This is a genomic window from Pseudomonas zhanjiangensis (assembly GCF_041027545.1).
Taxonomy (GTDB): Bacteria; Pseudomonadota; Gammaproteobacteria; order Pseudomonadales; family Pseudomonadaceae; genus Aquipseudomonas; species Aquipseudomonas zhanjiangensis.
This window is the reverse complement of record NZ_JBFTEG010000019.1, coordinates 1-24,118: the sequence shown is the minus strand read 5'-3', so window position 1 is coordinate 24,118 and position 24,118 is coordinate 1. Positions and strand designations below refer to the sequence as shown.

The 24,118-nt window shown below is 66.5% G+C and carries 27 protein-coding genes; 9 read left to right on the top strand and 18 right to left on the bottom strand.

The features are described 5' to 3' along the window. Nucleotides 1-315: 315 nt before the first annotated feature. Nucleotides 316-1,092, top strand: a complete 777-nt coding sequence (locus tag AB5S05_RS18640) for a gamma-glutamyl-gamma-aminobutyrate hydrolase family protein (RefSeq protein ID WP_369289024.1) — start codon at nucleotides 316-318, stop codon at nucleotides 1,090-1,092. Between the two features lie 97 nt (nucleotides 1,093-1,189). Here AB5S05_RS18640 and AB5S05_RS18635 read toward each other — a convergent pair whose 3' ends face one another. From AB5S05_RS18635 to AB5S05_RS18625, 3 genes are all read right to left on the bottom strand, one after another. Next, the gene (locus AB5S05_RS18635) at nucleotides 1,190-1,396 is read right to left on the bottom strand and encodes a hypothetical protein (RefSeq protein WP_369289023.1); all 207 of its coding nucleotides are present in this window, start codon (nucleotides 1,394-1,396) and stop codon (nucleotides 1,190-1,192) included. Nucleotides 1,397-1,571: 175 nt separating this feature from the next. Then, nucleotides 1,572-2,609: a sodium:calcium antiporter gene (locus AB5S05_RS18630; protein ID WP_369289022.1), complete on the bottom strand. Its 1,038-nt coding sequence runs from the start codon at nucleotides 2,607-2,609 to the stop codon at nucleotides 1,572-1,574. Nucleotides 2,610-2,900: 291 nt separating this feature from the next. Further along, nucleotides 2,901-3,710, bottom strand: a complete 810-nt coding sequence (locus AB5S05_RS18625) for an NYN domain-containing protein (RefSeq protein ID WP_369289021.1) — start codon at nucleotides 3,708-3,710, stop codon at nucleotides 2,901-2,903. A gap of 213 nt (nucleotides 3,711-3,923) precedes the next feature. Here AB5S05_RS18625 and AB5S05_RS18620 point away from each other — a divergent pair, with 213 nt between their 5' ends. After that, nucleotides 3,924-4,586, top strand: a complete 663-nt coding sequence (locus AB5S05_RS18620) for a DJ-1/PfpI family protein (RefSeq protein WP_369289020.1) — start codon at nucleotides 3,924-3,926, stop codon at nucleotides 4,584-4,586. 137 nt (nucleotides 4,587-4,723) lie between these two features. On the opposite strand, the gene AB5S05_RS18615 is transcribed toward AB5S05_RS18620, so the two are convergent. Continuing rightward, entirely contained in the window at nucleotides 4,724-5,314 is a 591-nt protein-coding gene (locus AB5S05_RS18615) for a hypothetical protein (RefSeq protein WP_369289019.1), read from the bottom strand. 301 nt (nucleotides 5,315-5,615) lie between these two features. Between AB5S05_RS18615 and AB5S05_RS18610 the strand changes: the two genes are divergently transcribed. Then, the gene (locus tag AB5S05_RS18610; protein ID WP_369289018.1) at nucleotides 5,616-6,242 is read left to right on the top strand and encodes a c-type cytochrome; all 627 of its coding nucleotides are present in this window, start codon (nucleotides 5,616-5,618) and stop codon (nucleotides 6,240-6,242) included. Between the two features lie 4 nt (nucleotides 6,243-6,246). Here the strand turns inward: AB5S05_RS18610 and AB5S05_RS18605 are convergent, their stop codons facing one another. The 3 genes from AB5S05_RS18605 to AB5S05_RS18595 all read right to left on the bottom strand — a co-directional run bounded on the left by AB5S05_RS18605 (nucleotide 6,247) and on the right by AB5S05_RS18595 (nucleotide 8,991). After that, nucleotides 6,247-7,116: an alpha/beta fold hydrolase gene (locus AB5S05_RS18605; protein ID WP_369289017.1), complete on the bottom strand. Its 870-nt coding sequence runs from the start codon at nucleotides 7,114-7,116 to the stop codon at nucleotides 6,247-6,249. Between the two features lie 122 nt (nucleotides 7,117-7,238). After that, nucleotides 7,239-7,964: an endonuclease gene (locus AB5S05_RS18600; RefSeq protein ID WP_369289016.1), complete on the bottom strand. Its 726-nt coding sequence runs from the start codon at nucleotides 7,962-7,964 to the stop codon at nucleotides 7,239-7,241. A 166-nt stretch (nucleotides 7,965-8,130) separates the two neighbouring features. Next, entirely contained in the window at nucleotides 8,131-8,991 is an 861-nt protein-coding gene (locus AB5S05_RS18595; RefSeq protein WP_369289015.1) for a prohibitin family protein, read from the bottom strand. Nucleotides 8,992-9,181: 190 nt separating this feature from the next. Between AB5S05_RS18595 and pnuC the strand changes: the two genes are divergently transcribed. The 3 genes from pnuC (at nucleotide 9,182) to AB5S05_RS18580 (ending at nucleotide 12,414) form a co-directional block, all read left to right on the top strand. Further along, nucleotides 9,182-9,763 carry a nicotinamide riboside transporter PnuC gene (gene pnuC / locus AB5S05_RS18590; protein WP_369289014.1) on the top strand — a complete coding sequence of 194 codons (582 nt, stop codon included), beginning with the start codon at nucleotides 9,182-9,184 and terminating at the stop codon, nucleotides 9,761-9,763. Further along, nucleotides 9,760-10,284: an AAA family ATPase gene (locus AB5S05_RS18585; RefSeq protein ID WP_369289013.1), complete on the top strand. Its 525-nt coding sequence runs from the start codon at nucleotides 9,760-9,762 to the stop codon at nucleotides 10,282-10,284. The genes pnuC and AB5S05_RS18585 overlap by 4 nt, the downstream gene beginning before the upstream one ends. Before the next feature lie 156 nt (nucleotides 10,285-10,440). Then, nucleotides 10,441-12,414 carry a diguanylate cyclase gene (locus tag AB5S05_RS18580; RefSeq protein WP_369289012.1) on the top strand — a complete coding sequence of 658 codons (1,974 nt, stop codon included), beginning with the start codon at nucleotides 10,441-10,443 and terminating at the stop codon, nucleotides 12,412-12,414. A gap of 12 nt (nucleotides 12,415-12,426) precedes the next feature. On the opposite strand, the gene AB5S05_RS18575 is transcribed toward AB5S05_RS18580, so the two are convergent. From AB5S05_RS18575 to AB5S05_RS18555, 5 genes are all read right to left on the bottom strand, one after another. Continuing rightward, the gene (locus AB5S05_RS18575) at nucleotides 12,427-13,164 is read right to left on the bottom strand and encodes a substrate-binding periplasmic protein (RefSeq protein ID WP_369289011.1); all 738 of its coding nucleotides are present in this window, start codon (nucleotides 13,162-13,164) and stop codon (nucleotides 12,427-12,429) included. A 170-nt stretch (nucleotides 13,165-13,334) separates the two neighbouring features. Continuing rightward, entirely contained in the window at nucleotides 13,335-13,679 is a 345-nt protein-coding gene (locus AB5S05_RS18570; RefSeq protein WP_369289010.1) for a zinc ribbon domain-containing protein YjdM, read from the bottom strand. Nucleotides 13,680-13,809: 130 nt separating this feature from the next. Continuing rightward, a complete protein-coding gene (locus AB5S05_RS18565) occupies nucleotides 13,810-14,205 on the bottom strand; it encodes a hypothetical protein (RefSeq protein WP_369289009.1) in 396 nt (131 codons plus the stop codon). A gap of 144 nt (nucleotides 14,206-14,349) precedes the next feature. Then, nucleotides 14,350-14,700 (bottom strand): hypothetical protein, encoded by a 351-nt coding sequence (locus AB5S05_RS18560; RefSeq protein ID WP_369289008.1) that lies wholly within the window; start codon nucleotides 14,698-14,700, stop codon nucleotides 14,350-14,352. A 119-nt stretch (nucleotides 14,701-14,819) separates the two neighbouring features. Beyond that, a complete protein-coding gene (locus AB5S05_RS18555) occupies nucleotides 14,820-15,590 on the bottom strand; it encodes a phytanoyl-CoA dioxygenase family protein (protein ID WP_369289007.1) in 771 nt (256 codons plus the stop codon). 335 nt (nucleotides 15,591-15,925) lie between these two features. Between AB5S05_RS18555 and AB5S05_RS18550 the strand changes: the two genes are divergently transcribed. Together AB5S05_RS18550 and AB5S05_RS18545 are read left to right on the top strand one after the other, a co-directional pair. After that, entirely contained in the window at nucleotides 15,926-16,894 is a 969-nt protein-coding gene (locus AB5S05_RS18550; RefSeq protein WP_369289006.1) for a mechanosensitive ion channel family protein, read from the top strand. A 309-nt stretch (nucleotides 16,895-17,203) separates the two neighbouring features. Next, on the top strand, nucleotides 17,204-17,539 hold the full coding sequence (locus tag AB5S05_RS18545; protein WP_369289005.1) for a hypothetical protein: 336 nt from the start codon (nucleotides 17,204-17,206) through the stop codon (nucleotides 17,537-17,539). A gap of 33 nt (nucleotides 17,540-17,572) precedes the next feature. Here AB5S05_RS18545 and AB5S05_RS18540 read toward each other — a convergent pair whose 3' ends face one another. The 3 genes from AB5S05_RS18540 to AB5S05_RS18530 form a co-directional block, all read right to left on the bottom strand. Beyond that, nucleotides 17,573-18,049 (bottom strand): LEA/WHy family protein, encoded by a 477-nt coding sequence (locus tag AB5S05_RS18540; RefSeq protein WP_369289072.1) that lies wholly within the window; start codon nucleotides 18,047-18,049, stop codon nucleotides 17,573-17,575. A 62-nt stretch (nucleotides 18,050-18,111) separates the two neighbouring features. Then, nucleotides 18,112-18,951, bottom strand: a complete 840-nt coding sequence (locus AB5S05_RS18535) for a DMT family transporter (RefSeq protein WP_369289004.1) — start codon at nucleotides 18,949-18,951, stop codon at nucleotides 18,112-18,114. A gap of 135 nt (nucleotides 18,952-19,086) precedes the next feature. Further along, entirely contained in the window at nucleotides 19,087-19,881 is a 795-nt protein-coding gene (locus AB5S05_RS18530) for an outer membrane protein OmpK (protein ID WP_369289003.1), read from the bottom strand. 356 nt (nucleotides 19,882-20,237) lie between these two features. Here AB5S05_RS18530 and plzR point away from each other — a divergent pair, with 356 nt between their 5' ends. Then, complete coding sequence (plzR, locus tag AB5S05_RS18525; RefSeq protein WP_369289002.1) at nucleotides 20,238-20,510, top strand: PlzR type 4 pili assembly inhibitor; 273 nt, start codon at nucleotides 20,238-20,240, stop codon at nucleotides 20,508-20,510. 368 nt (nucleotides 20,511-20,878) lie between these two features. Here the strand turns inward: plzR and AB5S05_RS18520 are convergent, their stop codons facing one another. From AB5S05_RS18520 to AB5S05_RS18510, 3 genes are all read right to left on the bottom strand, one after another. Further along, entirely contained in the window at nucleotides 20,879-21,922 is a 1,044-nt protein-coding gene (locus AB5S05_RS18520; protein WP_369289001.1) for an LLM class flavin-dependent oxidoreductase, read from the bottom strand. A 206-nt stretch (nucleotides 21,923-22,128) separates the two neighbouring features. Beyond that, complete coding sequence (locus AB5S05_RS18515) at nucleotides 22,129-22,614, bottom strand: flavin reductase family protein (protein WP_369289000.1); 486 nt, start codon at nucleotides 22,612-22,614, stop codon at nucleotides 22,129-22,131. Nucleotides 22,615-22,768: 154 nt separating this feature from the next. Next, nucleotides 22,769-23,785 carry an ABC transporter substrate-binding protein gene (locus AB5S05_RS18510; protein WP_369288999.1) on the bottom strand — a complete coding sequence of 339 codons (1,017 nt, stop codon included), beginning with the start codon at nucleotides 23,783-23,785 and terminating at the stop codon, nucleotides 22,769-22,771. Nucleotides 23,786-24,118 lie beyond the last annotated feature (333 nt).

Below are 24,118 nucleotides of genomic sequence, written 5' to 3'. Positions count from 1 at the left end.
CTCCGCTTTAGCCGCGATTATCTCAGCGCCACCTGGCCTGATAGATCCCCAACACAGCCGCAATTATTCCGTAGGAGCGGGCCATGCCCGCGATCAAGGCCAGCGCCGATATCGCGGCCATGGGCCGCTCCTACAAAAGCAGCAGCGCAACACGCTTTACGCAACAAACCTGCCGCGCGGGCGCGGCATTGGTGCAGTGACCCGGCACACATCGGGAAACGGCACCCCTTGGGTGAGCGGACTCACGGCGACGTGACCTGCAAGCCCGCTCTCCCAAGGGCAGCCCACTTCAAACCACTCTGAAGAGGACTTGCTATGACGAAACCCCTGATTGGCCTACCGCTGTGCCGCTGGCAGCTGACCGACCGCGACATCGGCTGGTTCCACCTGGTGGGCGAGAAATACATCCAGTCGGTCACCGGCTACGGCGCCTTCCCGCTGATGATCCCGGCCTTCGCCGACCAGCTCGACCTCGACACCGTGCTCGACAGCGTCTCCGGCATCCTGTTCGGCGGCTCGCTGTCCAACATCCACCCGAGCTTCTACGGCGACAGCCACGACGGCCTGGGCCTGGCCGACAAGCCGCGCGACGCCACCGTGCTGCGGCTGATGCGCGCCTGCATCGAGCGCGGCATTCCCTTGCTCGGCATCTGCCGCGGCGTGCAGGAAATGAACGTGCTGTTCGGCGGCAGCCTGCACCGCGAGGTGCATGAAGTCGAAGGCCGCCTCGACCACCGCGAGCGCAAGGGCGTGCCGGACGACGTGGCCTATGGCCCGATGCACGGCGTGACCCTGACCGAGGGCGGCGTGCTGCACCGGCTGCTCGGCGAGCGCGAGATCCAGGTCAACTCGCTGCACGGCCAGGGCATCGACCGCCTGGGCGAGGGCCTGCAGGTCGAGGCCGTGGCCGAGGACGGGCAGATCGAGGCGGTCAGCGTGATCGGCGCCAAGGCCTTCGCCGTCGGCGTGCAGTGGCACCCGGAATACCGCTACTGGGAAAAGGCCGACTACAACGCGCTGCTGCAGGCGTTTCACGATGCGGCCAAGGCGTATCAGGCCAGGAAACTGGCCCCGATCGGGGAGCCGGCGTAGCCCCGAGGGCCAGGGTGGCGTTGAACCCTTGAGGCACAGCAGAAGGCCCGTCCCAGGACGGGCCTTCTTGCATCTGCGCGGTGCGCGGCGGCGGGGCTTACTGCGCCTGCTCCACGGCGTCTTCCAGGCGCTTGGCGTTCACCGCGTTGGCCTCGTTGATCTGCAGCTTGAGCTGCTCGATCTGCTGCTGGGCCTGTTGCGCCTGCTGGGCCTGGAGCGTCGCGGTGGCCGCGGTTTCGCCGGCGCCACAGGCGCCAAGGGCCAGCAGCAGGGCGAGGGTGCAGAGGTGGGGGAGGCGGTGCATGACAGGTTCCTGGGCAGGGGCCGTGAGGCGTGGTCGATGGCGGGATAGAGTGGCGGAAATCTGCGCGATCGTGTGTGTCGTTTTGCGCAAAGCCAGCGGCCTGTGGTTGTGTCGGAGCAGTTGGGTGGCCTCCTGCCCAGATCGTTACCACGGAGGACCGCGCTACTAGCTGCGGCTATCCCATCACCAGCACGGCCACGCCGCCCAGGTACAGCAGCAGAATGGCGACGCCTTCCACGCCAATCCGTGCGATGCCGCGGCGCTCCCGGCGAATCAAGCCCATGATCAGCACGCCGGACATGAGCAGGGTCAGGGCGATCCAGAAGGTCGAATCGGCCGATATCGCGTGGTAGATGGAGCCCGGCCGGTAAGCGATGTCCGACGCGGCGATGAACAGCACGTCGAAGGCATTGCCGCCGATGATGCCGCCCACCGCGAGGGTCAGCGCGCCCCGGCGCACGGCGGCGATCGAGGTGACCAGTTCGGGGATGGAGGTGCAGATCGCGGTCAGCATCACGCCGACGACGGTATGGCTGATACCCGCCTGCTCGGCGATCACCGTGGCCGCAGGCTCCAGCGCCCAGCCGGCGATGCCCAGCACCAGCATCAAGAGCGCGAACTCCTTCCACAGCCGAGGCAGGCTGGGCATCTGGCGTATGTCGTCGGGCTGGTCCTGGCGGGTGTCGTGGGTGATGTCCGGGTGCCACTGGGGGAACCGCTGAGCACCACGCACCAGCCACAGGCCGTAGACATAGAAGGCGAACAGCAGCGGGCTGGTGGGGTGGATGTGCCAGAGGGTGGAATCCGGCAGGTAGACGGTCAGCAGCACCAATGCCAGCAGGGAGATCAGCAGGGCGTTCTGCATCATGTTCGGCACGGACGCCGCCGCATGTTCCAGGTTGGCCCGCGGGTAGGCCAGGTCTGACAGCACCAGGAAGAAGGTTTGCACGGCGATACCGCCCAGGGCATTGCTGACCGCCAGTTCCGCATGGCCGTTCCAGGCGGCTGTGACCGACAGAACCGAGCCGCCCAGCGAGGTCGAGGCGCCCAGCAGCACGGCGCCGGCCGCCGCCTCACCGATGCCGGTCTGGTCGGCCAGCTGATCCACCACCCGGGTGATGCGCGTCCCGGCGAGCGCAATGACCAGAGCGCATAGGCTGAATACGCCGAGGCCTTGCAGTAAAGTCCAGCTGTCAGGGTTGAAGAGAGACACCGCGACTCCTTGATCTGCAGGCGGCGCCTTGCTGTTGGTCTGAGGCCTCGGCCCGATCCGCCTAGGGAAACTGTAGCGGCTGTAACGCCGGACGCCCTGTGCCGACGCGGCTCAGGCGTCTGTCGGCGAGGTTTGGCCGCTTGCCCGGAACGCGTCGGGGCGGATGAGGGCTCTTTTGTGAGGTGCAGTGGTGGACAAGCTTCGCGTTGTCCACCCTACGGATAGCCGGGCTATTTGCAGCATTCCCGGGTGAACGAGTGACAGGGGCAGGGAGCTGCCAAAAAACCGTATCTATTTCCCGGCCTTGCGATTCCTCACATACAGCGCCTCGCCCCCCGTCGCGCTGCTGCCGCGCACCTGCAACTCGAAGCGCTTGGCCTGGCCCTTGATCAGGTCGCTGAGTTTCTTGAAGCCGTACAGCCGCGCATCGAAGGCCGGGCGCAGTTTGCTGATGTTCTGCCCGAGCACGCCCAGTTCGATCCAGCCGTCCTCGTCGTCGATGTCGTCGATCAGCTTGGCGATGAAGTCCACCGGCACCTTCTGCGGCTTGCTCTTGGCCTGAGCCTTGGCCGGTTCGGCCGGGGCGCCGCCACTGGCGGGCGCCTGCGCCTTGTCGCCGGCGTCGGCCACTTCCGCGACGTCGGCGCGGAGGATCTCGGTGTAGATGAACTTGTCGCAGGCCGAGACGAAGGGCGAGGGCGTCTTCTCTTCGCCGAAGCCGTACACGGTCAGGCCCTCCTCGCGCAGGCGGGCGGCCAGGCGGGTGAAGTCGCTGTCGCTGGAGACCAGGCAGAAGCCGTCGAAGCGCCGGGTGTAGAGCAGGTCCATGGCGTCGATGATCAGCGCGCTGTCGGTGGCGTTCTTGCCGCGGGTGTAGGCGAACTGCTGGATCGGCTGGATGCTGTGGTCGAGCAGCACCTGCTTCCACTTGCCCAGGTTGGGCTGGGTCCAGTCGCCGTAGATGCGCTTGACGCTGGCCACGCCGAACTTGGCGATTTCCTCGAACAGGCCTTCGACGATGGCCGCCGAGGCGTTGTCGGCGTCGATCAGTACGGCGAGCAGTTTCTGTTGCGGGCGCGGGCCCTGGGCTTTGCCGGCCATGGGGTCATCCTTGCTGTGTGCGTGCCCCGAACATACTGCGCCAGCCGGGCCAATGCCATAGGCAGGAGGTTGGCCGTCGCCCGGGCGGCGGGCTCAGGGCCGTCCGTGGTGCGCGCGCCGCTGGCCATTTTTGTGGGTTTGTTGTCGTTTTGCCGGCCAGGCAAAAGGACGATCATTGCCGCACCAGCATGCTCGGGAAGGACAACCATGATCATGGATAAGCACGAACCATTGGCCGCGCGCGTGCACCAGCGGACCCTGGAGGTCGGCATTCTGCTGTTTCCCGAGGTCGAGATCCTCGATTTTGCCGGTCCCTACGAGGTGTTCTCGGTGGCCGCACGGGTGGCCAGGCGCGATCGGCTGCTGGCGCACGATGCGTTTCGCCTGCGCAGCATTGCCGCCGAGCGGACCTTGATCCGCGCCCGCCATGGCCTGCGGCTGATGGCCGACGCCGACTTTGCCGATGAACCGGCCTGCGACCTGCTGATCGTGCCCGGTGGCGTGGTCGACCAGCCGCTGAGCGACCCCGCCACCCTGGCCTGGGTCCGCCAGGCCGCGGCCCAGGCCGCCGTGACGGCCTCGGTGTGCACCGGCGCCTTTATCCTGGCCGAGGCGGGCCTGCTCGCGGGGCAGCGGGTGACCACCCACTGGGAAGACATCGCAGACCTGCGAAGCCGCTACCCCGACCTGACGGTGGCGGAGTCGGTGCCCTTCGTCGACCTCGGCGCGACGCTCACCTCCGCCGGCATTTCCGCCGGCATCGCCATGAGCCTGCACCTGGTCGCGCGGATACTGGGGCCGCAAGCGGCGCGCGCCACGGCTAGGCAGATGCAGTACGACTGGACGGACAGTGTGCAGCCGCTCGGCGGCGGCTGAATTGCCGCTCAGAACGGAGCAATGTCGAAGCGGGTCACTGCGGCTGGTCACGACGGCACGCGTCCCGGCCGGAGCAAGCCCGCTCCAATCAAGTTATGGCCGGGGCAGACAAGGCTTTACCGAAACGCGCAGCCCGGTTAATTCTGCGCAAGCTTGAGTTGGTTGAAGTCCGTTATGAAGCTGCGAAGAATCTCATCCACGGCCAGTTTGGTTGACTGCTGGACGGCATTCTTCATGGCGAAGGCGCCACCCCAGAACATCTTGCCGCCCTGGCTCTTCCCCTCGACCTGGTAGGTCTTGCTGAACTGTGGCTGCCCGGCCGAGGCCACCTCGACCTTCAGCGTCACGTAGGCCCGAAAATCCTCGAAGCGGTACTGCATCAGTTCGAAACGCAGTACGGGGGCATCGCTGCTCGTACCGTCGTGACGCTTCAGGCCGTCGAAGGCCCGTTGCACGTCTTGCGAGGCGAGCGTCATGTCGAGCAGTTTGCCGAAGTCGACGATCCACAGGTTGGCATGGCCGACCAGTGCCGAGCGGAATTCATAGTGGTGCGTTTCGGTGGAGGGGGCGAGCAGGTAATCGGCTGTGCTTTGTGCCTTGGGTAAGGCACTTTCCCCCTGGTTGTTCGCCAGGTAGGCGGCATAGTCCTTGTCGATCGGGTGGTGGATGGTGCAGCCGGTGACGCCTGCGCAAAGCGCCAGTACCAGCAGATAGGCGAATCTTTTCATACCTAGTCCTTGTGGTTATTGCATGGTCGCTCGGGGCGTCTCCAGTCGTGAGCCCGTTCCCTGAGCGTCGCGTAGGCTATCGACTGGAACGAATGATGGCAAATTGACTTGTTGTCGCGTGCCGGAGGCGAGATGGCTTCTCCTCTGGCTCGATCAGGGCGGCGTTTGCCGGCAGGTTGGGCCGGTCGCGCGACTATCTGCACTTTGCTTGACCTGGGCCAGGGTTTGCCCGGCGCGGGCTGCTTATAGTCGCGCGCAAAATCCTCCGCCCTGGCGGACCAATCAGAAAAGGATTCCTGTCATGCGTGTGCTTGTCCTCGTGCTGTTCAGTTGTCTGGCCAGCCTGGCCCTGGCCGATGAAAAGGCCATGCAGCGCTTCAACCAGCTTTCCGCCGACCCGGTGCTGCGCCAGCAGGCCTATGAGGCCGGGCACGAGCGCATCCGCTTCTGCGGCAACTGCCATGGCGAGAACGGCAACAGCAAGCGCCCGCACATTCCCAACCTGGCCGAGCAGAACCCGGTGTACCTGTTCAACGCCTTCGAGAAGTTCGCCAGCGGCGAGCGCAAGGACTTCGTGATGTCCAAGCTGGCGCCGGTGCTGACCCTGGAGGATCGGGTCAACGTGGCCATCTATTTCGGCCAGCAGAAGCTGCAGGGGCACGAGGGGCCGGTAAACGAGGCGCTGCGCCAGCAGGGCGAGGCCCAGTTCAAGAGCACCTGCACCGCCTGCCACGGCACCGACGCCACCGGCCGCGACACCACCCCGCGCCTGGCCGGCCAGCCGGCCGAGTACCTGCGCCAGGCGTTGACCCGCTTTCGCGACAAGGACCCGAGCCGCGCCGGCTCGGTGATGATGACCATCGCCGCCGACTTCAGCGACGCGCAGATCGACGCCCTGGCCACCTACCTGCAGCAGCTGCAGCCCTGAGCCGTCAGGCCAGCGCGCCTATGCTGGCCAGGCCTCGCTCGATCAGCTGCTGGCAGCCGGCGGGATTCTCCAGGGGCAGCAGGTGGCCATGGTCGAGGTCCTGCAGGAACTCGGTCCGCGGGCAGCGCCTTTGCCACTCCTGCCACAGCTGCTCGGTGAAGAACACCGAGGGTTTGCCGCGAATCGCCACGCAGGGCATGGGCAAGCGGCCGAGTTGCGCCATCACGTTCGGTGGCTGGGTGTAGTTGTGCGCTTCCCAGTGCTTGGGGAACGCCAGCCGGACCTCGCCGTCCGCGTCCTCCTGCAGCGCATGCCGGGCCAGCGCCTGCAGCGCTTCGTGGCCGAAGCGGCGGTAACCACGGCCGCTCTGGCAATGCGCTACGAAGGCCTCGCGGCTGGGCCAGCGATCGGCCTTGCGCAGGGTGCTCCTGGCCGGTTCGGTGCGGTTCATCAGCGTCTTGGGTAGCCAGCGCACCAGGCGCGCCAGGCCGGGTGAGATCATCGCCGGCTCGATCAGGACCAGTGCCTTGAACAGCTCGGGACGCTTGGCCGCCGCCAGAATGGTGCTGGTGGCGCCCAGCGAGTGGCCGATGCCGATGATCGGTTGGCGGTACTCCTGCTCGATGAAGGCGATCAGGTCATCGGCGTACAGCTGCCAGTCGCGTCTGCGCGGCGGCTGACCGATGCCCGGCCAGGTGGCCCGGCTGGCCAGGCCGCTGATCGCCAGGTTGGCGCTCAGGCGCTTGAGCAGGGGTTCGTACACGCCAAGGGGAAAACCGTTGGCGTGATAGAAATGGGCGGGCGTACCGGCACGGCTGAAGTGCTGCCAGTGGGCATTGACGGGCAGGCGCGTGGTGGTGGGTTGTTCGAGCATGGTCACTCCTTGCGGCCCGGCGCAAACCCCGGACCCGGGGCTACACTAGGGCGCGCAGGCGCGCAGTGCAAAGGGGAATTCGGCCAGATTTTCGGCGTAAATGGCCGTGCCCCGACATGGACTCAGCCGCTGTTGCGCCGGTTGTCGCCGGCGTGGCGCAGCGGACCGCAGCGCTCGGGCTCGAAGCCGCCGATATAGGGGTTGCCGTGGCCCATCACGCAGCCGACCTTCTGGTTGCGCCAGCGCTCCCATTCGCTGACCGGATACAGCCGGTTCCAGGCCTCGTAGGTGCGCCTGTCCTGCTTGGACAGGCGCAGCCGGTAGTGCTCGGCCATGTACAGGTAGATGCGCGCCGAGGCGCCGCGTGCCGGCTCGGGGGGCATGGCGGTCTTCTGCTTGAAGTCGACCCGCATCGGGCAGGCGCCATACTGCTGCGCCGTGCCGGCGAGCATGCCCAGGGCGTAGTTGGAGCGGTCGCCGTTGACCTCGCCGATGCTCGGCACCAGGTTGTGCAGGTCGGCCTCGGCGGCCCGGAACACCGGGTCGTGGCGGCTGCACAGCTTGCGCCCGCCCTGCTGCCAGCACTGGCGCTGGTGGCCGATCACCCAGGCCGGCACCACATGCTCCCACTCCACCCGCTGGGCGCGGCGCGCCTGCTTGCGCACGCTGTAGCCGCAGCTGGCCAGGTCGACCCGGTTGCCCTGGTAGGCGCAGCCGCAATAGAAGGTGCTGGGCCGCTCGGCGTAGAGCTTCCAGGCGATCTTCTTGGCGGCGGCGAAGTTTTGCGGGGCATCAGCGTAGGCCGGCAGCGCCAGCAGCAGACAGAACAGGGCGATCAGGCGGGACATGGACGGCTCGGCTCGAAAAAGCCGCGCATGATACGTGCTGCGGGGGTGGCCCGGGGCCTCTATTGCGGGTGTTTGCCGGGTGGGTGCGCAAGTTTTTGCGCTGTTTCAAATGTACCGGCCGACGCAGGGCGTCGGCCGGTGGCCGTTTCCGGCAAGCGCCGGGCGCTTACTTGCCGGCGTCGATAAAGGGCATGGCGCCGCCCGGCAGCACGGTGGTCGGCAGCACGCCGTTCCAGCGCTCGGCCTTGGTCAGCTCGACCAGGTTCTGGTTGCTCGCCAAGGCTTGGGCGCGGGCGCGGATGGCTTCGGCTTCGGCCTGGCCGCGCAGGCGAGTGGCCTCGGCGTCGGCCTTGGCCTGGGCCAGCTTGGAGTCGGCTTCGGCCTGGGCCTGGGTGACGCGGATCTGCGCCTGCACCTGCTCGGTGGCCAGCTGCTGCTCGCGGGTCTTGACCTGCACCTCGGCGGTCATGCGCGCTTCCACGGCCTTCTCGTAGGCGTCGGAGAAGTCGATGTTCTCCACCTGGACGCTGTCGATCACCACCGGGCCGGCGATGGCGCTCTTGATCGCCGCGGAGATGTCGCTGACCAGCTGGCCGCGATTCTGCACCGCGGCCACCGCGTTGTAGCGGCCGAACACGTTCTCCACCTGGGTCGGCACCTGGCGGCTGATCAGCCGGTCCTTCATCGCCTCGCTGGTCTGGTAGGCGGTGTAGACCTTGGCCACCTCGGCCGGCACCACGTGCCAGGACACCGACACGCGCAGGGTCGCCGCCTGCTGGTCCTTGCTGTAGGCCTGCAGGCGGTCGTAGAGGGTCACCTGGCTCTGGGTGGAGATGCGCTTGACCGTCTCGATGAAGGGCACCTTGAACGACAGGCCCGGCTCGACCACGCCGACCAGCGCGCCGTTGCGCAGCAGCACCCCGCGCTCGGTTTCGTCGATGGTGTACCAGGAGCCGAGTACGCCGGCCACCAGCAGCAGGCCGACCAGGGCGCCGGCGACGGGTTTCAGGGTGAGTTGTCGAGCCATGGTTGTTTTCCTTGTTCACATCGTTGTGAGCGGCGCTGCGCCGCGCGTTCCTGGCGCCCCGAGCGAGGCGCTGTTGGTCGCGCCGGTGGCGACCGGCGCCGGGCTACCCTAACCCATTCGTGCGGATTGGTTACAATCGTCGGCCATTTTTTAAACCGGGCAGGCGAGAGCCTGCCGTACCGAGGTTCCGATGTCGCCGCTTGAAATTGTCGCCGCCGCCCTGGGCGTGATCGCCGTCTGGCTGACGGTCAAACAGAATGCCTGGTGCTGGCCGATCGGCCTGCTGATGGTGCTGATGTACAGCTGGATCTTCTTCGAGGTGAAGCTGTATTCGGACATGCTCCTGCAGGTGGTCTACGCGGTGCTGCAGCTGTATGGCTGGTGGCAGTGGACCCGCGGCGGTGTGCAGCAGCAGGGCCGCGAGGTCAGCCGCCTGAGCCTGCCGGCACTGCTCCTGAGCCTTGCCATCGGCGCCGCCGGCAGCCTCGGCCTGGGCTACCTGATGGCCACCTACACCGACGCCGCGGCGCCCTGGCTGGATGCCGCGCTGACCGCCTTCAGCCTGGTCGCCCAGGTGTGGATGGCACAGAAGCGCCTGGAGTGCTGGGCCCTGTGGCTGACGGTGGACGTGGTCTTCGTCGGCCTGTTCGTCAGCAAGGAGCTGTACCTGACAGCCGGCCTCTACGGGCTGTTCTGCCTGCTGGCGCTGCAGGGCTGGCGGACCTGGCGCCGCGCCCCGCCGCTGGCTCGCGCGAAACTGGCCGGCGCATGAAGGTGCTGGTGCTGACCGGCCCGGAGTCGAGCGGCAAGAGCTGGCTGGCCGGGACGCTGCAGCAGCGCTTCGGCGGCGTGCTGGTCGGTGAATATGTGCGTCATTTCATCGAGCAGCAGGGCCGCGACACCTGCTACGCGGACATCCCGGCGATCGCCCGCGGGCAGCTGGCCTGGGAGGACCAGGCGCGGGCGAGCAACCCGCCGCTGCTGATCCTCGACACCCATCTGCTGAGTAACCTGCTGTGGAGTCGCCGTCTGTTCGGCGACTGCCCGGCCTGGATCGAGCAGGCCCTGCTGGAGCGCCACTACGACCTGCACCTGCTGCTAGACCCGCAAGGCGTGCCCTGGGTCGACGACGGCCAGCGCTGCCAGCCGCAACTGGACCAGCGCCTGGACTTTCACCAGGCCTGTCGCGCCTGGCTGCAGGCCAACCGCCAGCCCTTCGCCGAACTCGATGGCGACTGGGCGCAGCGCCAGCAGCAGGCCCTGCATCGCGTCGCGGCCTGGCTGGCGGACTGATCGCCCCCCGCCGGTCGACGCTTGCCGGTTGTCTGGCCGATGCCCCGGCGGCGGAGAAAAAACTCCTCTCTATAGCCAAATGCCACTACTCTTCGCAAAAAGCCCGCCCGACGGGCAGCTGCGCTCGCAGCACCTGCCAGCAGTAGAGGCACCGCAATGACCGCCGAGCAGAATGACGCCGTTCCTCCATGTGCCTCGCTGAGGGCTCAGATCGTGCTGCGCGGCACCCTGCGCAGCCTGGTGATCGCGGCACTGCTGTGCGCGGTCAGCTACTACCATGTGGCGGGCATGCTCGAAGACGATCTGCTCGAGCAACTCGAGCAGTACATCGGCGAGCGCGGTCTGCGCGAGGCGCAGCTCTTCACCCAGACCGAGCGCCATCACCTGGCGGTCGAGCAGCAGTTGCTCCAGCAGTTGCAAGGCGTACCCCTGGCGACCGGTGCGGCGCTGTTCGACGACTACTTCGAGCCCTGGCCGGATGGCACCTGGCGCACCCGCAAGGGCTGGTACGACGGCCTGCTGTTCAAGGACGGCCTGGTGCACGGCGGCTTTACCGGCTTCATCGGCCAGGACGTGCAACTGACCCCGGAACTGCGCCATCGCACGGCGCTGATGGCGGCGCTGCTCGAATGGTTCGGCACCGCCTGGACCGCTACCGGCCAGTACATCAACTACTACCTGTCGGCCCCGGAAAACCTGCTGATCGGCGAGTTCGTCGGCGTGCCCTACCTGCACCAGGTGCCGGCGGACACCTATTTCCCCGGCGAGATCTTCGTGGCGCTGGCCAACGAGCGGCAGAACCCCGAGCGGCGCACGGTATGGAGTCATTTCTACTTCGATCGCACCGCCGAGATGTGGATGGTCAGCAGCCTCCGGCCGGTATACTTCAGGGATCGGCTGGTGGCGACCCTGGGTCAGGACATTCTCCTGGACGACTTCATGCAGCGCACCCTCGGCGATGCCCTGGACGGCACCGGCAACATCGCCTTCGCCGAGGATGGCACCCTGATCGCCTACGAACCCATGCTGCAGGACATCCAGGCGGCCGACGGCGCGCTCAGGATCGACGGGCGCCACCCGCGCCTGCAGCGCATCTTCGACGCGGTGGTGAGCCAGCGGCGGCACAGCGGCGTGACCGAGATCGACGACGCCTTTCTCGCCTACACGCGCGTCGACGGGCCGGGCTGGTTTCTGGTCAACATCTACCCCAAGTCGCTGCTGCAGAACAAGGCGCTGGGCGCCGCCGCGATCATTCTCGGCATCGCCCTGCTGGGGCTGCTGTCCGAGTTCGCCGTGCTCTGGTTGCTGATCGAGCGCCACGTGCTGGCGCCGCTGCGGCGTTTCATCGGCCTGACCGGCCGCGTCGGCCAGGGCGACTTCAGCGAGTTGGGCGGCAGCGAGCTGGCCACGCGCGGCGACGAGTTCGGCTTGCTGGCCAGGCGCTTTCGCGCGACCGCCAGCGAACTGGACAGCTCGCGCCAGGCCCTGCTGGCGGCCAACCGCGACCTGGATGCGCTGGTGGCCGCGCGCACCGAGGCGCTGACCGAGGCCAACGAGCAGCTGGCCAAGCTGGCGACCACCGATGAGCTGTCGGGTCTGTACAACCGCCGGCAATTCCAGACCCTGGTGCCGGCCGAACTGGCTCGGGCCGGTCGCTTGGCCTCGACCCGGCTGTGGGCGACGCTGGCGATCCTCGACATCGACTACTTCAAGCAGATCAACGACAGCTACGGTCATGCGGTCGGCGACGAGGTGATCCGCCGCATTGGTCAGTGCCTGAATCAAACGCACCGGCGCGCCGGCGATTTCTGTTTCCGCCTGGGCGGCGAGGAGTTCGCCCTCTTCACCCTGGCCGAGCAGGTCGAGCCCACCGCGCTGGCGCAGGCCGCGGCGCAGCTGCTGGAGGCCATTCGCGGGTTGGCTGTGCGTGGTCACGAGGGCGCGCCGCTGCAGCGCCTGACGGTCAGCGCCGGCGTGGTCTGCGTGCCGGCCGAGGCCGGCCTGAGCCTGGAGCGGTTGTACAAGCTGGCCGACGACGCGCTCTACGCCGCCAAGGCAGGGGGGCGCGACCAGGCCAGGCTGGTGCTGCTCGCCGAGCCGTCGGCGCGCCTGGAGTTCTGCGTGCGCTGAGCCGCCGTTTGCCTAGAGTGGCGGCGACTGGCCCCAGCGCCGGTAGATGGGCTCCAGCGTGCCTGCTTGCTGCAGGCGGCGCAGGGCCTCGGCGAAGCGCTCGGCGTGCGCCTCGTCGTCCTTGGCGAAGGCGACGTAGCGGGGCATCTCCACCAGGGGCCGCGGCAGAATGCGCACGCGCTGTTCGGCATGCTGCTCGGCGACGAAGTAGAGCAGCTGGGTGCGGTCGCCGACGATGATGTCGATGCGCCCGGCCAGCAGCATGGACACCAGCTGGCGCGGGTTCTGTGCGCTGGTGTCGCGCCCCAGATCGGCCGCATCGAATGCCGCCTCATAGGCGTAACCCCTGACCTGGCCAAGCACATAGGGCGCCAGGTCGCCGAGCTGCTGCCAGTCCTGGATCGCGGTCTTGTGGGTGGTCATGAACACGGTGGCGCCGCTGCGGATCGGCCCGACCAGCCGGTACTGCGCCCGGCGTTCCGGGGTGCCGGCGAACTGGAAGGCCATGGTCGCGTCGCCCCGTTCGAGCATGAGCTTGACCCGCGGCCAGGGATACAGGCGCAGCCGATAGTCGACCCTTGCCGCCGCCAGGATGGCCTCGACCAGTTCCACGTCCAGGCCCTGCGGTCGCTCGCTGCCGATCGGCACGAAGCTGTAGGGGGCGAACTGCTCGTCACCGACCACGCGCCATTGCTCCGCCCGCGGCGCGGCGCCGAAGGCCAGGAGCAGGGTGAGCAGCAGGTAGCGCATGGTGGGCTCCGGTTGGCGGGCAGAAGCAGCGGGCTGGGGGCCTGCCGGGGGTAATGCTAGCCAAGCGGCAGGATCGCTGCGCGGAAAATGCAAGGGTCCAGAGGACTATCGCTGCCCCAGGCGAGGGGCAAACCGCAGGGCCGGGCGGGTCGCCGCCCGGCCGATGCGGGTCAGACCTTGCGCACGAACTCGGACTTGAGCTTCATCGCGCCGATGCCGTCGATCTTGCAGTCGATATCGTGGTCGCCGTCGCACAGGCGGATGCCCTTGACCTTGGTGCCGACCTTGACCACCAGCGACGAGCCCTTGACCTTGAGGTCCTTGATCACGGTGATGGTGTCGCCATCCTGCAGCACGTTGCCGACCGAATCCTTGATCACCTTGGCGTCATCGCCGGGGGCTGGCGCTTCGGCGCTGGCGGACCATTCATGGGCGCACTCCGGGCAGACCAGCAGCTGGCCGTCTTCGTAGGTGTATTCGGAGTTGCATTTGGGGCAGGGTGGCAGGGTGCTCACGGCAGTTCCTCGGCTTCGATCAGGCTAAAAGCCGCATATTGTAAAGGGTTTTGCTGTCCTTTAGCGCGCCGCATGGCCTCGAGCCGGCGCCGCAATGCGCCGGCCCTTGTGCGAGCCGCCCCAGCCGAGACTAGCGGCGCGGACCGAAGCCGTGCTGGCGGTGATGGTGCTTGCGGTAGTGGTGCCGGTGCGAGCGTGGGTTGAAGCGGTAGTGCGGCGCCACTATCAGCGGATAGGCGCGGCCACCGTGGGGGCGCACCGAATAGGACCGGTAGTACACGGGGGGTGGTGCGTAGTAGCGGGGCGGCGCCTGATAGTAGTAGACGCCACGCGGCGGCGCCGGACCTATCTGGATGTACACCGGCACGCGACCATGGTGGGCCTGCACCGCGATGCTGCCGCCGATCAGGGCGCCGACGGCGGCTCCGGTGATGATGGCGTGACGGTCGGACGCCTGCGCCGGAGTGATGCCCGCCAGCGCCAGGCTGGCGAGCATCGCCGCACATCCCAGCATTCGGCTGTTCATCGGCATGCCTCCTGTTCATCGGTAGTCACCCTTAGCCCATTTGACCGCCATTGCCGGGCAAGCGTCGCAATGGCCGATGAATGGCGCCCTCCAGGGCCGGCCCCGAATGCGATCAGCCCCGCACGAGGCGGGGCTGTCGGGCAATTACCAGCGGGGAGCGTAATAGACCGGCTGGCCGTGGCCGTGGCCGTGCCCGTGGCGGTACTTGCGATGATGCTTGTGACGGTGTCCGTGGCGCGGTTCGACCACCACGGCATAGGGTTGGTAGTACACCGGCTGCGGTTCGTAGTAGACGACCCGTGGTGGCGGTGGGGCGACTTCGACGTAGACGGGGGGCGGGGCATAGCGGCTGTTGGCGACGATCGCGCCGCCGACCACGGCCCCGACTACCGCGCCGGCTATGGCTGCATCGCGTTCGGACGCTTGCGCCGTGGCCTGGCCGGCGAGGGCGAGGCAGGCGAGGAGCGCGGTGAGCAGGGAAATACGCTTGGGCATGATCGGGTCTCCTTATCAGTTGCCGGCGTGGGCCGGCTACCAACTGAGACCCTGGTCGGGCTGAAATGTCCCGAGGGGCCGGTGTAAAACTTGTGTAAATTTGCGTCCGTGTTCTCGCTTCAGTCGTATTCCGCTTCCTGATGTTCGCCCAGCAGGCGGCGTTGGCGCGCTGTGCAGGCGGCCAGCACCTCGGGGTTGAAGCGCCAGGCGAGGTAGGGCGAGAACTTCTGCGCGACCATGCGCCGGCCGTAGTGCACCTGCAGCAGGTAGCGGGTGCGGTCTGCGCTGCGGTTGCGGCTGCCGGCGTGCCACAACTCGCTGCGAAACATCAGCACGTCGCCGGCGCGGCAGAGCACCGCCTGGGCCGGCTCGCCGCACCACTGGCGCTCGCCGGGCAGGGGCTTGCGCCCGGCGCGGTGACTGCCGGGGATCACCAGGGTCGGGCAGAGGTCTTCGTCGATGTCGTCGAGATAGCAGTGGGCGGTGCAGATCTGCATGGGCAGCTCGAAGGCAGGGTCGGCCAGCAGCGTCGGCGGCAGTTCCATCACCAGGTAGTCCAGGTGCAGCTCGGCGCCGACGAAGCCGGGATGGCAGCGCCAGGCGGTCTGGCCGATCACATGGCAGTCGGCGCCCAGGGCGGCCTCGGCCAGTTCGATCACGTCAGGCAGGTCGAGGTAGGCAAGCCACAGCGGATCGCGATTGAACACGCACTTGTAGTGGTCGACCAGGCCGGAGTAATCCCAATGGATCGGCTCGAGCCGGTCGATGGCGGCGCGCAGTTCGCCGACCTGGCGCGAATCCAGCACCCCGGGTAGCAGCACGAAGCCTTGCTGGTGCAGGGCCTGCAGGTGGCAGGCGGTGGCTTCGCGGGTGATCCGGGTGGTGCTCATCTGCTGCCTCGCTGTGGAGCTCTGGTCGCCGCTATTTCGGGCGTCGGGCGCAGCTGTCTCGTTTGGCGCAGGTCCCGAATCGCCCGCGGCGACTGACCGCGTTCCTCGGTGGCGCCCGGCCACGGCCAGGGAACGATGCCGATCGCGGTCGCGCGCATGCTTGCGGCCTCGCGGCAGCGCATGCTCACGCCTTAAGCCTAGCCCGCCGAGCGGCGGCCGGTCACGCTGGGCGCCTTACCCGGTGCAGGCGAGGGACTATCCTCAGAAGGCATAACCCCGCTGGCGCGGCAGGCGCCGGCAACCTTGGCCCATGCCCTTGCCCCCAGGTTTCGCCCATGAAAGTAGAAGATCTGACCGACGATATCCTGCAGACGCTGTGGCACTGGGCGACCCTGCCCTGGCTGCAGATCGGCGATACCGACGTGAACCTGCTGCGTGTCCTGGGCTTGGGCTTCATCCTGTTCTTCGCCTGGTGGTTCTCCTCGTTGCTCGAGCGTGGCCTGCGCAATGTGGCGGCGCGCGGCAAAGGCACCTACATGAACTCCTCGGGCATGTATGCGCTGACCCGCCTGATCCGCTACGCGGTGTGGATCCTCGGCAGCCTGATCGGCCTGCGCTACCTGGGCCTGGACCTGACCAACCTCGCCCTGATCGGCGGCGCCATCGGCGTGGGCATCGGTTTCGGCCTGCAGAACATCTTCAGCAACTTCATCTCCGGGCTGATCCTGTTGCTGGAAAAGACCCTCAAGGTCGGCGACTTCGTCGACCTGCAGTCGGGGGTGATGGGGCGGGTCACCGAGATCGGCATGCGCTACACGCGCATCACCACCAATGATCTGGTCGACATCATCGTGCCCAACTCGGAATTCATTAACGGTCGGGTGACCAACTGGAGCTTCGACGAGCGCTATCGACGTATCCATATCCCCTTCGGCGTGGCCTACGGCAGCGACAAGCACAAGGTTCGCGAGGCGGTGCTCAAGGCGGTGGAGGCGGTACCCGGTTGCATCACCAGCGTGCCGGCGCGACAGCCGGATGTTTGGCTGACCAAGTTCGGCGACAGCAGCCTGGATTTCGAGCTGGTGGTGTGGGTCGAGCACGAGCTGATGATCTCGCCGGGGGCGACCAGTGCCCGGCTGCTCTGGGCCATCGAGGATCAATTGCGCCTGGCCGAGGTGGAGATCCCCTTTCCCCAGCGCGACCTGCACCTGCGCTCGGGCAGCCTGCGCCTGGAGCTGGGCGAGCAGGGGCAGCTGCGGGTGGCGGACACCCCGCCGCCAGGCCCCGGCAAGGACGATGCCTGAGGCCACAGGGGCCTTCTGACCCATTGGCTATAAGGGGCTTGGCGTTTTCTGTTGGATATTTATATTTCCATTAATATCAAATAGTTATGTTTTTTGATAGGCGGTGGCCTGGTGTGAGTCGAGATCTTGACGAATGCCTGGGGCGCAGCTAAACCAAAAGAATGGCAGGGGCGCTAAAGAGGCGAGGGGCGCCCTGGCCGTTGGCGGAGAAGACAGGAGAGGCAAGGAGAACAAGGCTGGGATGCCTGGCTTGAGAATGATCATCCCATGGGCTGATCGGCTGTATCTCACTACAGGGCGGAATCACCTATGAGTGCCAAGAGCAGCGCGGGAGGACCGCGAGGCCATCCGCGGATGTCGCGCAACGTGCCGAGTCGTTATGCGAGCCGGAAGGTCGATGGCTGTTCCGAGGCCGAAGCATCGATGATTGCCAAGCTCTACCTGAGCAAGTTGCTGCAGCCCAGTTCCTTTTTGGCTGGGCCGCCGCAGCTCGGTCTCAGTAAGCCGCGCGGCGCACTTTCCCCTATTGCAAGTGCATGGCGTCGATTCCGGCACGCCATCGAGCGGCTAATGGTCTCGGGCCTTCAGGCGCGGTTGCGGCGCCACGGCGCGACAACCTTCCTGCGCCATCACCCGCGGCGATAGTGCGCCACCTGCAACGCCGCGTCTTGGCCGGTTTCAAGGCGTTGCCGGCGGCTGCGGCCAGTCGAGCAGGCCGCTATCGGTGAAACGCTGGGTGCCGAACAGGCCTCCGGCCAGTTTGCCGCGCAGCACATAGGGCAGGCCCTCGCCAGCCTGGTAGCCGGCGGCGCCCCACGCCTGGCGCATCGCGGAAAAGGCGGAAATAGTCACCGGCACACTGATCAGCGCTTCGCCGAAGCGCTCGATGCGGCCACTCTGATCGCTCACGCCACTGGCCAGTGGCTGGCCATTGACCTCCAGTTGCAGTGCCGCGCCGTTGTAGTCGATGGCGCTGTCATTGGGGTTCTGCACCCGCAGCTTTACCGCGAAGCGTACCTCCAGGCCCTGGCCGGGCAATGGCTCCAGGCCCACCAGGTCGATGTGCAGCGGGTCGTGCGGCGTCAGGCTGGCGCAGGCCGTCAGGGCAAGCGCCAGCAGGCCCGCAAGCAGGTGACGGAAGGCGGCGCTGGGCATATGGGTCATGGTCTGGCGTTCCGTTGTGGGCTGTGGCTACAGCATAGGAGAGTGCGGCGGCGTCAGCCGCGTTGCTTGGCGCTCAGCACCAGGGCGATGCCGCCCAGCACCGCCAGCGCGCTCAGGAGCAGGCGTGGGGTCAAGGGTTCGGCAAGCAACAGGCTGCCGGCCAGGGCGGTAAGGATCGGCACGCTGAGTTGCACGGTCGCTGCCTGAAAGGCCTTGAGCCCGCCCAGCGCGGTGTACCAGATGGCATAGCCGATACCCGAGGTGAGCGCGCCGGAAAGCACGGCGTAGGTCAGTCCGGGAACATCCCAGCTGGCCCGCCCCAGCAGCAGGGCGCTGACCAGCAGGGCCAGGGGAATGGCCCGCAGGAAATTGCCGGTGGTGGCGGCCAGGGGGTCGGCGACGCCGCGACCGAGCAGCGAGTAGGCGCCCCAGGCCACCCCGGCCAGCAACATCAGCAGGGCGCCCGCGAATGGCGGCGCGCTGGCGCCCGGCAGCAGCAGGACCACCAGGCCAGCGATGGCCAGCAGCAGGCCGCTGCTGGCCATCAAGCCGAAGCGCTCGCCGCGATACAGGCCCCAGGCGATCATGCTCAGCTGCACGGCGCCGAACAGCAGCAGTGCGCCGACCCCGGCGTCCAGGCTGATATAGGCGAAGGAGAACGCGCCAGCGTAGGCGAACAGCGTGGCGGCGCCGAACCAGTTGCCGGCCACGGCGCCAGCCCCGGGGCGCAGGCGCAGCAGCAGGTACAGGGTGATGGCGCCGGAAACGATGCGCAGGCTGGTGAAGCTGGCCGCATCGATCGCCGTTTCGCGCAGGGCCAGACGGCAGAGCAGCGAGTTGCCGGCGAAGGCGAGCATGGCCAGGGCGGTCAGCAGCAGGGTTCGAGCGGTCATCGGTAGTCCTTGCATAGCGGTCGAGCACACAGATGTGGCCGGCCATCTAAGCATAGGCAGGGACCCATGGGCAGTGGCGCTCGGTAGCAGGCGCCTGCACCTTTAGGCCGGGGCAGGCGCGCATCGGCAGCCGATTCAGAAGTGCACTTTCACCAGCAGGCTGGCGGTGTTCTGGTCGGTACCCTCGAGGATCACGTCGCCGAGGAAACTGTCGTTGTCGATGCCGTACTTGTCCTTCCAGTAGTCGTACTCGATGCCGACGTAGAGCTGCTTCTCGCCCCAGTTCAGGGCCTTGCCCAGGTCGTACTTGATCTGCGGGTTGAAATGCAGGTTGGCGTGGTAGCTGTCGTCGTTGTCCACCACCCAGTCCATGAAGCCGTCGATGACGATATCCGACTTGCCCGCCGCAATGGTGTAGCTCCATACCGGGGTGATCTGCCAGACGCCTTCACCGTCGCGCTTGCCGTCGGTGCTGCGCAGGTAGGTATTGAGCTGGAAGTAGTCGAAGCCGGGAAGCGCCAGGTCGATGGCCGGGCCGATCAGGTAGGACTCGACGTCGTCTTCGCCGAACTCATAGGTCATGGCCAGCAGCACATCCTTGACCGGACCGAATGCCAGCGGGCTGCCCGACAGCTTGCCCAGGCTCAGGCGCGGCGACAGTTCGCCGTAGAAGGTATGGCCGTCGCCGGCGCCGTTGCTGGCCTCGCCGTTGTATTTGATGCCGTCGACGAAGAAGAACAGGTCGCCGACGTTCCAGCCGCTGGCATGTTCGAAGGTCAGGGTCTGCTGGATCGGCGGGTCGATCTTGAAATCCTGGCCGTAGAGGTAGGTCAGGCTGTTGTTCTGCCAGTGCATCAGGTCGCCGGCCATGGCCTGGCCGGCCGCCAGCAGCCCGCTGGCGATAATCAGGGAAGAGAAGCTAGGGTTCATCGAAGGGTGCTCCCGGTGTGCAGGGTTATGGTTATAAAACCTGTCTGGTTGGTCAGGCTGCTGGGCTTGAGCAAGAAGGAGGCCAGCTTTTCGGCAGGGGCCTGTTCTCATGGCGGCGCCAGGTTTGGCGCGCTTGGTGGCGTTTGGAGAGATCCGTGGCTGGGCGTGGCTCTGCACTTTTTTTGACCAAAAAGACAACTTCGCCTTAACTTGGGGCGGCGCCATCGGGGCTGGCAGCGGCGTCTCGAGGGGGGTGTCGGGCCCGATCTGCTACTTGACCTGCAAGCGGGCAGTTCCGCTAAGCTGTGATTCGATGGATTGCGCACCGGTACGTACTCACGCCAAGGAAGGCCGCTATGACCGCGAAAGAACAACAGCTCACCGATCTCCTCACCCTCGCGTCCCGCAGCGTCACTCACCTGACGGCGGCGCTGACCTCCCTGTCCTTCGACTTGCTGCGCAGCACCGACCCAGGCGTGCGCGCGGCCGGCTCGCGGATGATCGTCAGGATGCAGTCGGTAAGCGAAGAGCTGGATCAGCAGTGGGAGCTGATCGCCGAGTTGACCGGCGTCGAGCAACCGGCCCGGGTCGACGGCGTCGTCGAGGTCCAGCTGCACTCGGCGACCTAGGTTTCGAGCGCCGGCCCCGAAGCATTCGGTGCTTCTCGCCGCTTACCCGCAGCGGGGCGACAGCCTGCGGTGGGCAATGCCCCGTGGAATGGTCGGGAAGAACTCCCGTTCGGGACACGCGCCGCGAAGCTGCTCATGTATCAGGCAGCAACGCGATGAGCGTTCTCGTCGGCGGGCGCGACAAGGCATGGGCGTGTAGCCGAGTGGCCTGTAGGGCCTCTGGTTTGCGGTTAGGGGAGGGGGCGAGCACGAGTTCTGGTTGAACTCAGCCTGCGTGTATGGCTCGCTGGCAGGCCCTCGCAGGGCAGGCGAGCCTGAGGGCACTGCCGAATGCCGGTCGATTCGGCAGTGCACCGAGCTTCGTGCGCTTACTGGAACGCAGGCACCACGTGCTTGATGAACAGCTCCAGCGACTTCTTCTTCTCGGCATGCGGCAGGCTGTTGTCGGCCCAGAAGCTGAACTCGTCGACACCCAGGTCTTGGTAGTGACGGATGCGCGCGATGATTTCCTCGGGGGTGCCGATCATGGTGTTCTTGCGGATGTTCTCCAGCTCGAACTCCGGACGGTCCTTGAACTTCTCCTCGGGGCTCGCTGGCAGCAGGCCGTTAACCGGTGTCTGCTGGTTGCCGAACCAGGCATCGAAGGTGCGGTAGAAGCGCGAGATCGCGGCGGCGCCGACCTTCCAGCCTTCGCTATCTTCCGGGCTGTGCACATGGGTGTGACGCAGCACCATCAGTTGCGGGCGTAGCACCTCGGGGTTGTTGGCCAGGGCGGCCTCGAACTTGTTCTTCAGGTCGACCACTTCCTCGTCACCCTTCATCAACGGGGTGACCATGACGTTGCAGCCATTGGCCACGGCGAAGTTGTGCGAGTCCGGATCGCGCGCGGCAATCCATACCGGGGGATGTGGCTGCTGGATCGGGCGGGGCGAGGAGGTGGCAGTGGGGAACTTCCAGATCTCGCCTTCATGGGCGTAGTCGCCCTGCCACAGGGCCTTGACCACCGGCACCATTTCACGCAGGTGTTTGCCGCCTGCGGAGGCGGGCATACCATCGGCCAGGCGGTCGAATTCATACTGGTAGGCGCCGCGGGCCAGGCCCACTTCCATCCGGCCGTTGCTGATCACATCGAGCAGGGCGCACTCGCCCGCCACACGAATCGGGTGCCAGAAGGGCGCGATGATGGTGCCGGCACCCAGGCGAATGGTGCTGGTGCGCGCCGCCAGGTAGGACAGCAGCGGCATCGGGCTCGGCGAGATGGTGTAGTCCATGGCGTGGTGCTCGCCGATCCACACGGTGCTGAAACCACCGGCTTCGGCCATCAGGCTGAGCTCGGTCAGATTCTCGAAGAGCTGGCGGTGGCTGACCTGCTCGTCATAGCGCTCCATATGCACAAACAAAGAAAATTTCATGTTGCTTCCTCAAACCTGTGTCTGTTCGGCCCTGGACTGGCCGGCTGCGATGAAGCGTGCACTGCGCTCCTGTTTCGGTGATTCCGCTGCGTCGGCAGACGCTCCAAGCAAGGCGGGCGGATCGCTGAATATTGGTATACCATAATACAGGTAATCTGCAAGGTGTTTTCGTCTGCTGTCCCGCTGGCCGTCGCGCGGGCGGACGATCAGGCGAAGGCGGGTAGCGCGCCCATCTTGCCGTGGCAGTAGATCATCGGCGCCACCTGCTGCGGCGGCACGATCAGGTTCTTCACCGCGCCGACCATGATGGCGTGGTCGCCACCCTCGTACTCGCGCCAGAGTTCGCACTCGATGATCGCCGTGGCATTGCTCAGCAGGGGATTGCCCAGTTCGCTCAGACGCCACTCGATGCCGCGCGCCTTGTCCTTGCCCTTGCTGGCGAAGGCGTAGGCCTCCTGCTTCTGCTCGGCTGTCAGCAGGTGAATGGCGAACTTCTTGCGGGCAATCAGGCTCGGGTAGGAGTCGGAGCTGTAGTTGGGGCAGAACAGCACCAGGGCGGGGTCCATCGACAGGGAACTGAAGGCACTGGCGGTCAGGCCCACGATCTCGCCCTCGTCGTTCAAGGTGGTGATGACGGTGACACCCGAGGGAAAGGAGCCCATGACCTGCTTGTAGACGGCGGGATCGATCATTTCGTGCAGCCTCTGTTGTTCGATTTTTGGTGTTACGGTCTTATGGTATACCAGAAATTTTCCTGTGCAAGCCCCATCCGCGTACGGGCGACTGCTGTTCATCGGAAGGCAACCCGCTGCGGGGCGCCGCCGAGCGCCCCGCTGCCTGTTGGGCCTACTGGGCCTGCCAGGCGTACCAGCGCCGGCTGATGGCTTCGCCGTGCTTGCTCCAGTACTTGAAGTCCAGGGTGATCTGACTGTCACCGTGGGCGCTGGGCAGATTGCCGGCCAGGTCCGCGGCTATGAGCGCGGCGCTGTTGAGGTTGACCGGCGCATAGCCGGTGCGGCTGGCGAAGTCCGCCTGGGCCTTGGGCTTGCTGGCGAAGCCGAGGAAGCGCTTGGCCGCCGTGACTTGCTTCGAGCCGCGGGGAATAACCAGGAAGTCGCCGGTCACCAGATTCTGTCGCCAGCGCAGGTCGACCGGCGCACCAGCCTGCTTCAGCGCATGCACACGACCGTTCCAGAACATGCCCAGGCTGGCCTGGCCGGAGGCGAGCAGCTGCTGGGATTCGTCGCCGCTGCCCCACCAGACGATGTCCGACTTGATGGTGTCGAGCTTGCGCAAGGCCCGCTCCAGGTCCAGCGGGTACAGCTTGTCCGACGCCACCCCGTCGGCCAGCAGGGCCATCTCCAGCACGCCCGGGCTTGGCCACTTGTAGAGCGCGCGCTTGCCCGGGAAGGCCTTGGTGTCGAACAGGTCTGGCCAGGCCTCGGGCGCCCGGGCCAGGTGGCTGCTGTTGTAGCCGAGCACGAAGGAAAAGTAGAAGGAGCCGACGCCGTAGACGGTGACGAAGCGCGGGTCGATGTCGCGTTGCGCGACCTGCTTAAGGTCCAGGGGTTCGAGCAGCCCCTCGCGGCCGGCGCGCAGGGCGAAATCCGCCTCGACGTCCACCACGTCCCAGGTCACCTCGCCGCTCTGCACCATGGCGCGAAACGCGTCGTAGTCGGTGGGGCCGGCCATCCGCACACGGATCCCGGTCGCTTGCGTGAAGGGCGTGGCCCAGGCGTTCTCCTGCGCAGCCTGAGTCGAGCCGCCCCAGCTGACGAAGGTCAGCGGCTGTTCTGCGCGGGCCGCGTGGCTGCCTGCCAGGAGCGTCGCGGCCAATCCGATCACCAATGAAATCCTGCTCATGCGTGCGGGCTCCCCCTGTCGTCCTGTGAATGGATGCCATGCCGATCTGGCACGGTATTCGGTCGGTTGGTATACCATGTTGCAGATGGCCTGCAAGGATTCCGCCGGCGACTTTGTGCGGTACTTGTCAGACCCGGCCCGGGGCTGGGCCGAATGCCGCCGGCGAGACGTGGCCGGGTGCCTGAATGTGGGGCTCGGGCGGCGGGCATAAAAAAGGCTATGTCCCAATGATGTGTTGCAAGAACTAATCTGAAAGGCAGGCATCCGCTCGGGAGGTCTGCCGCTCATGGATACTCAAGCCTTTCACCACTGGCTGGCTCAACTAGGCCAGCT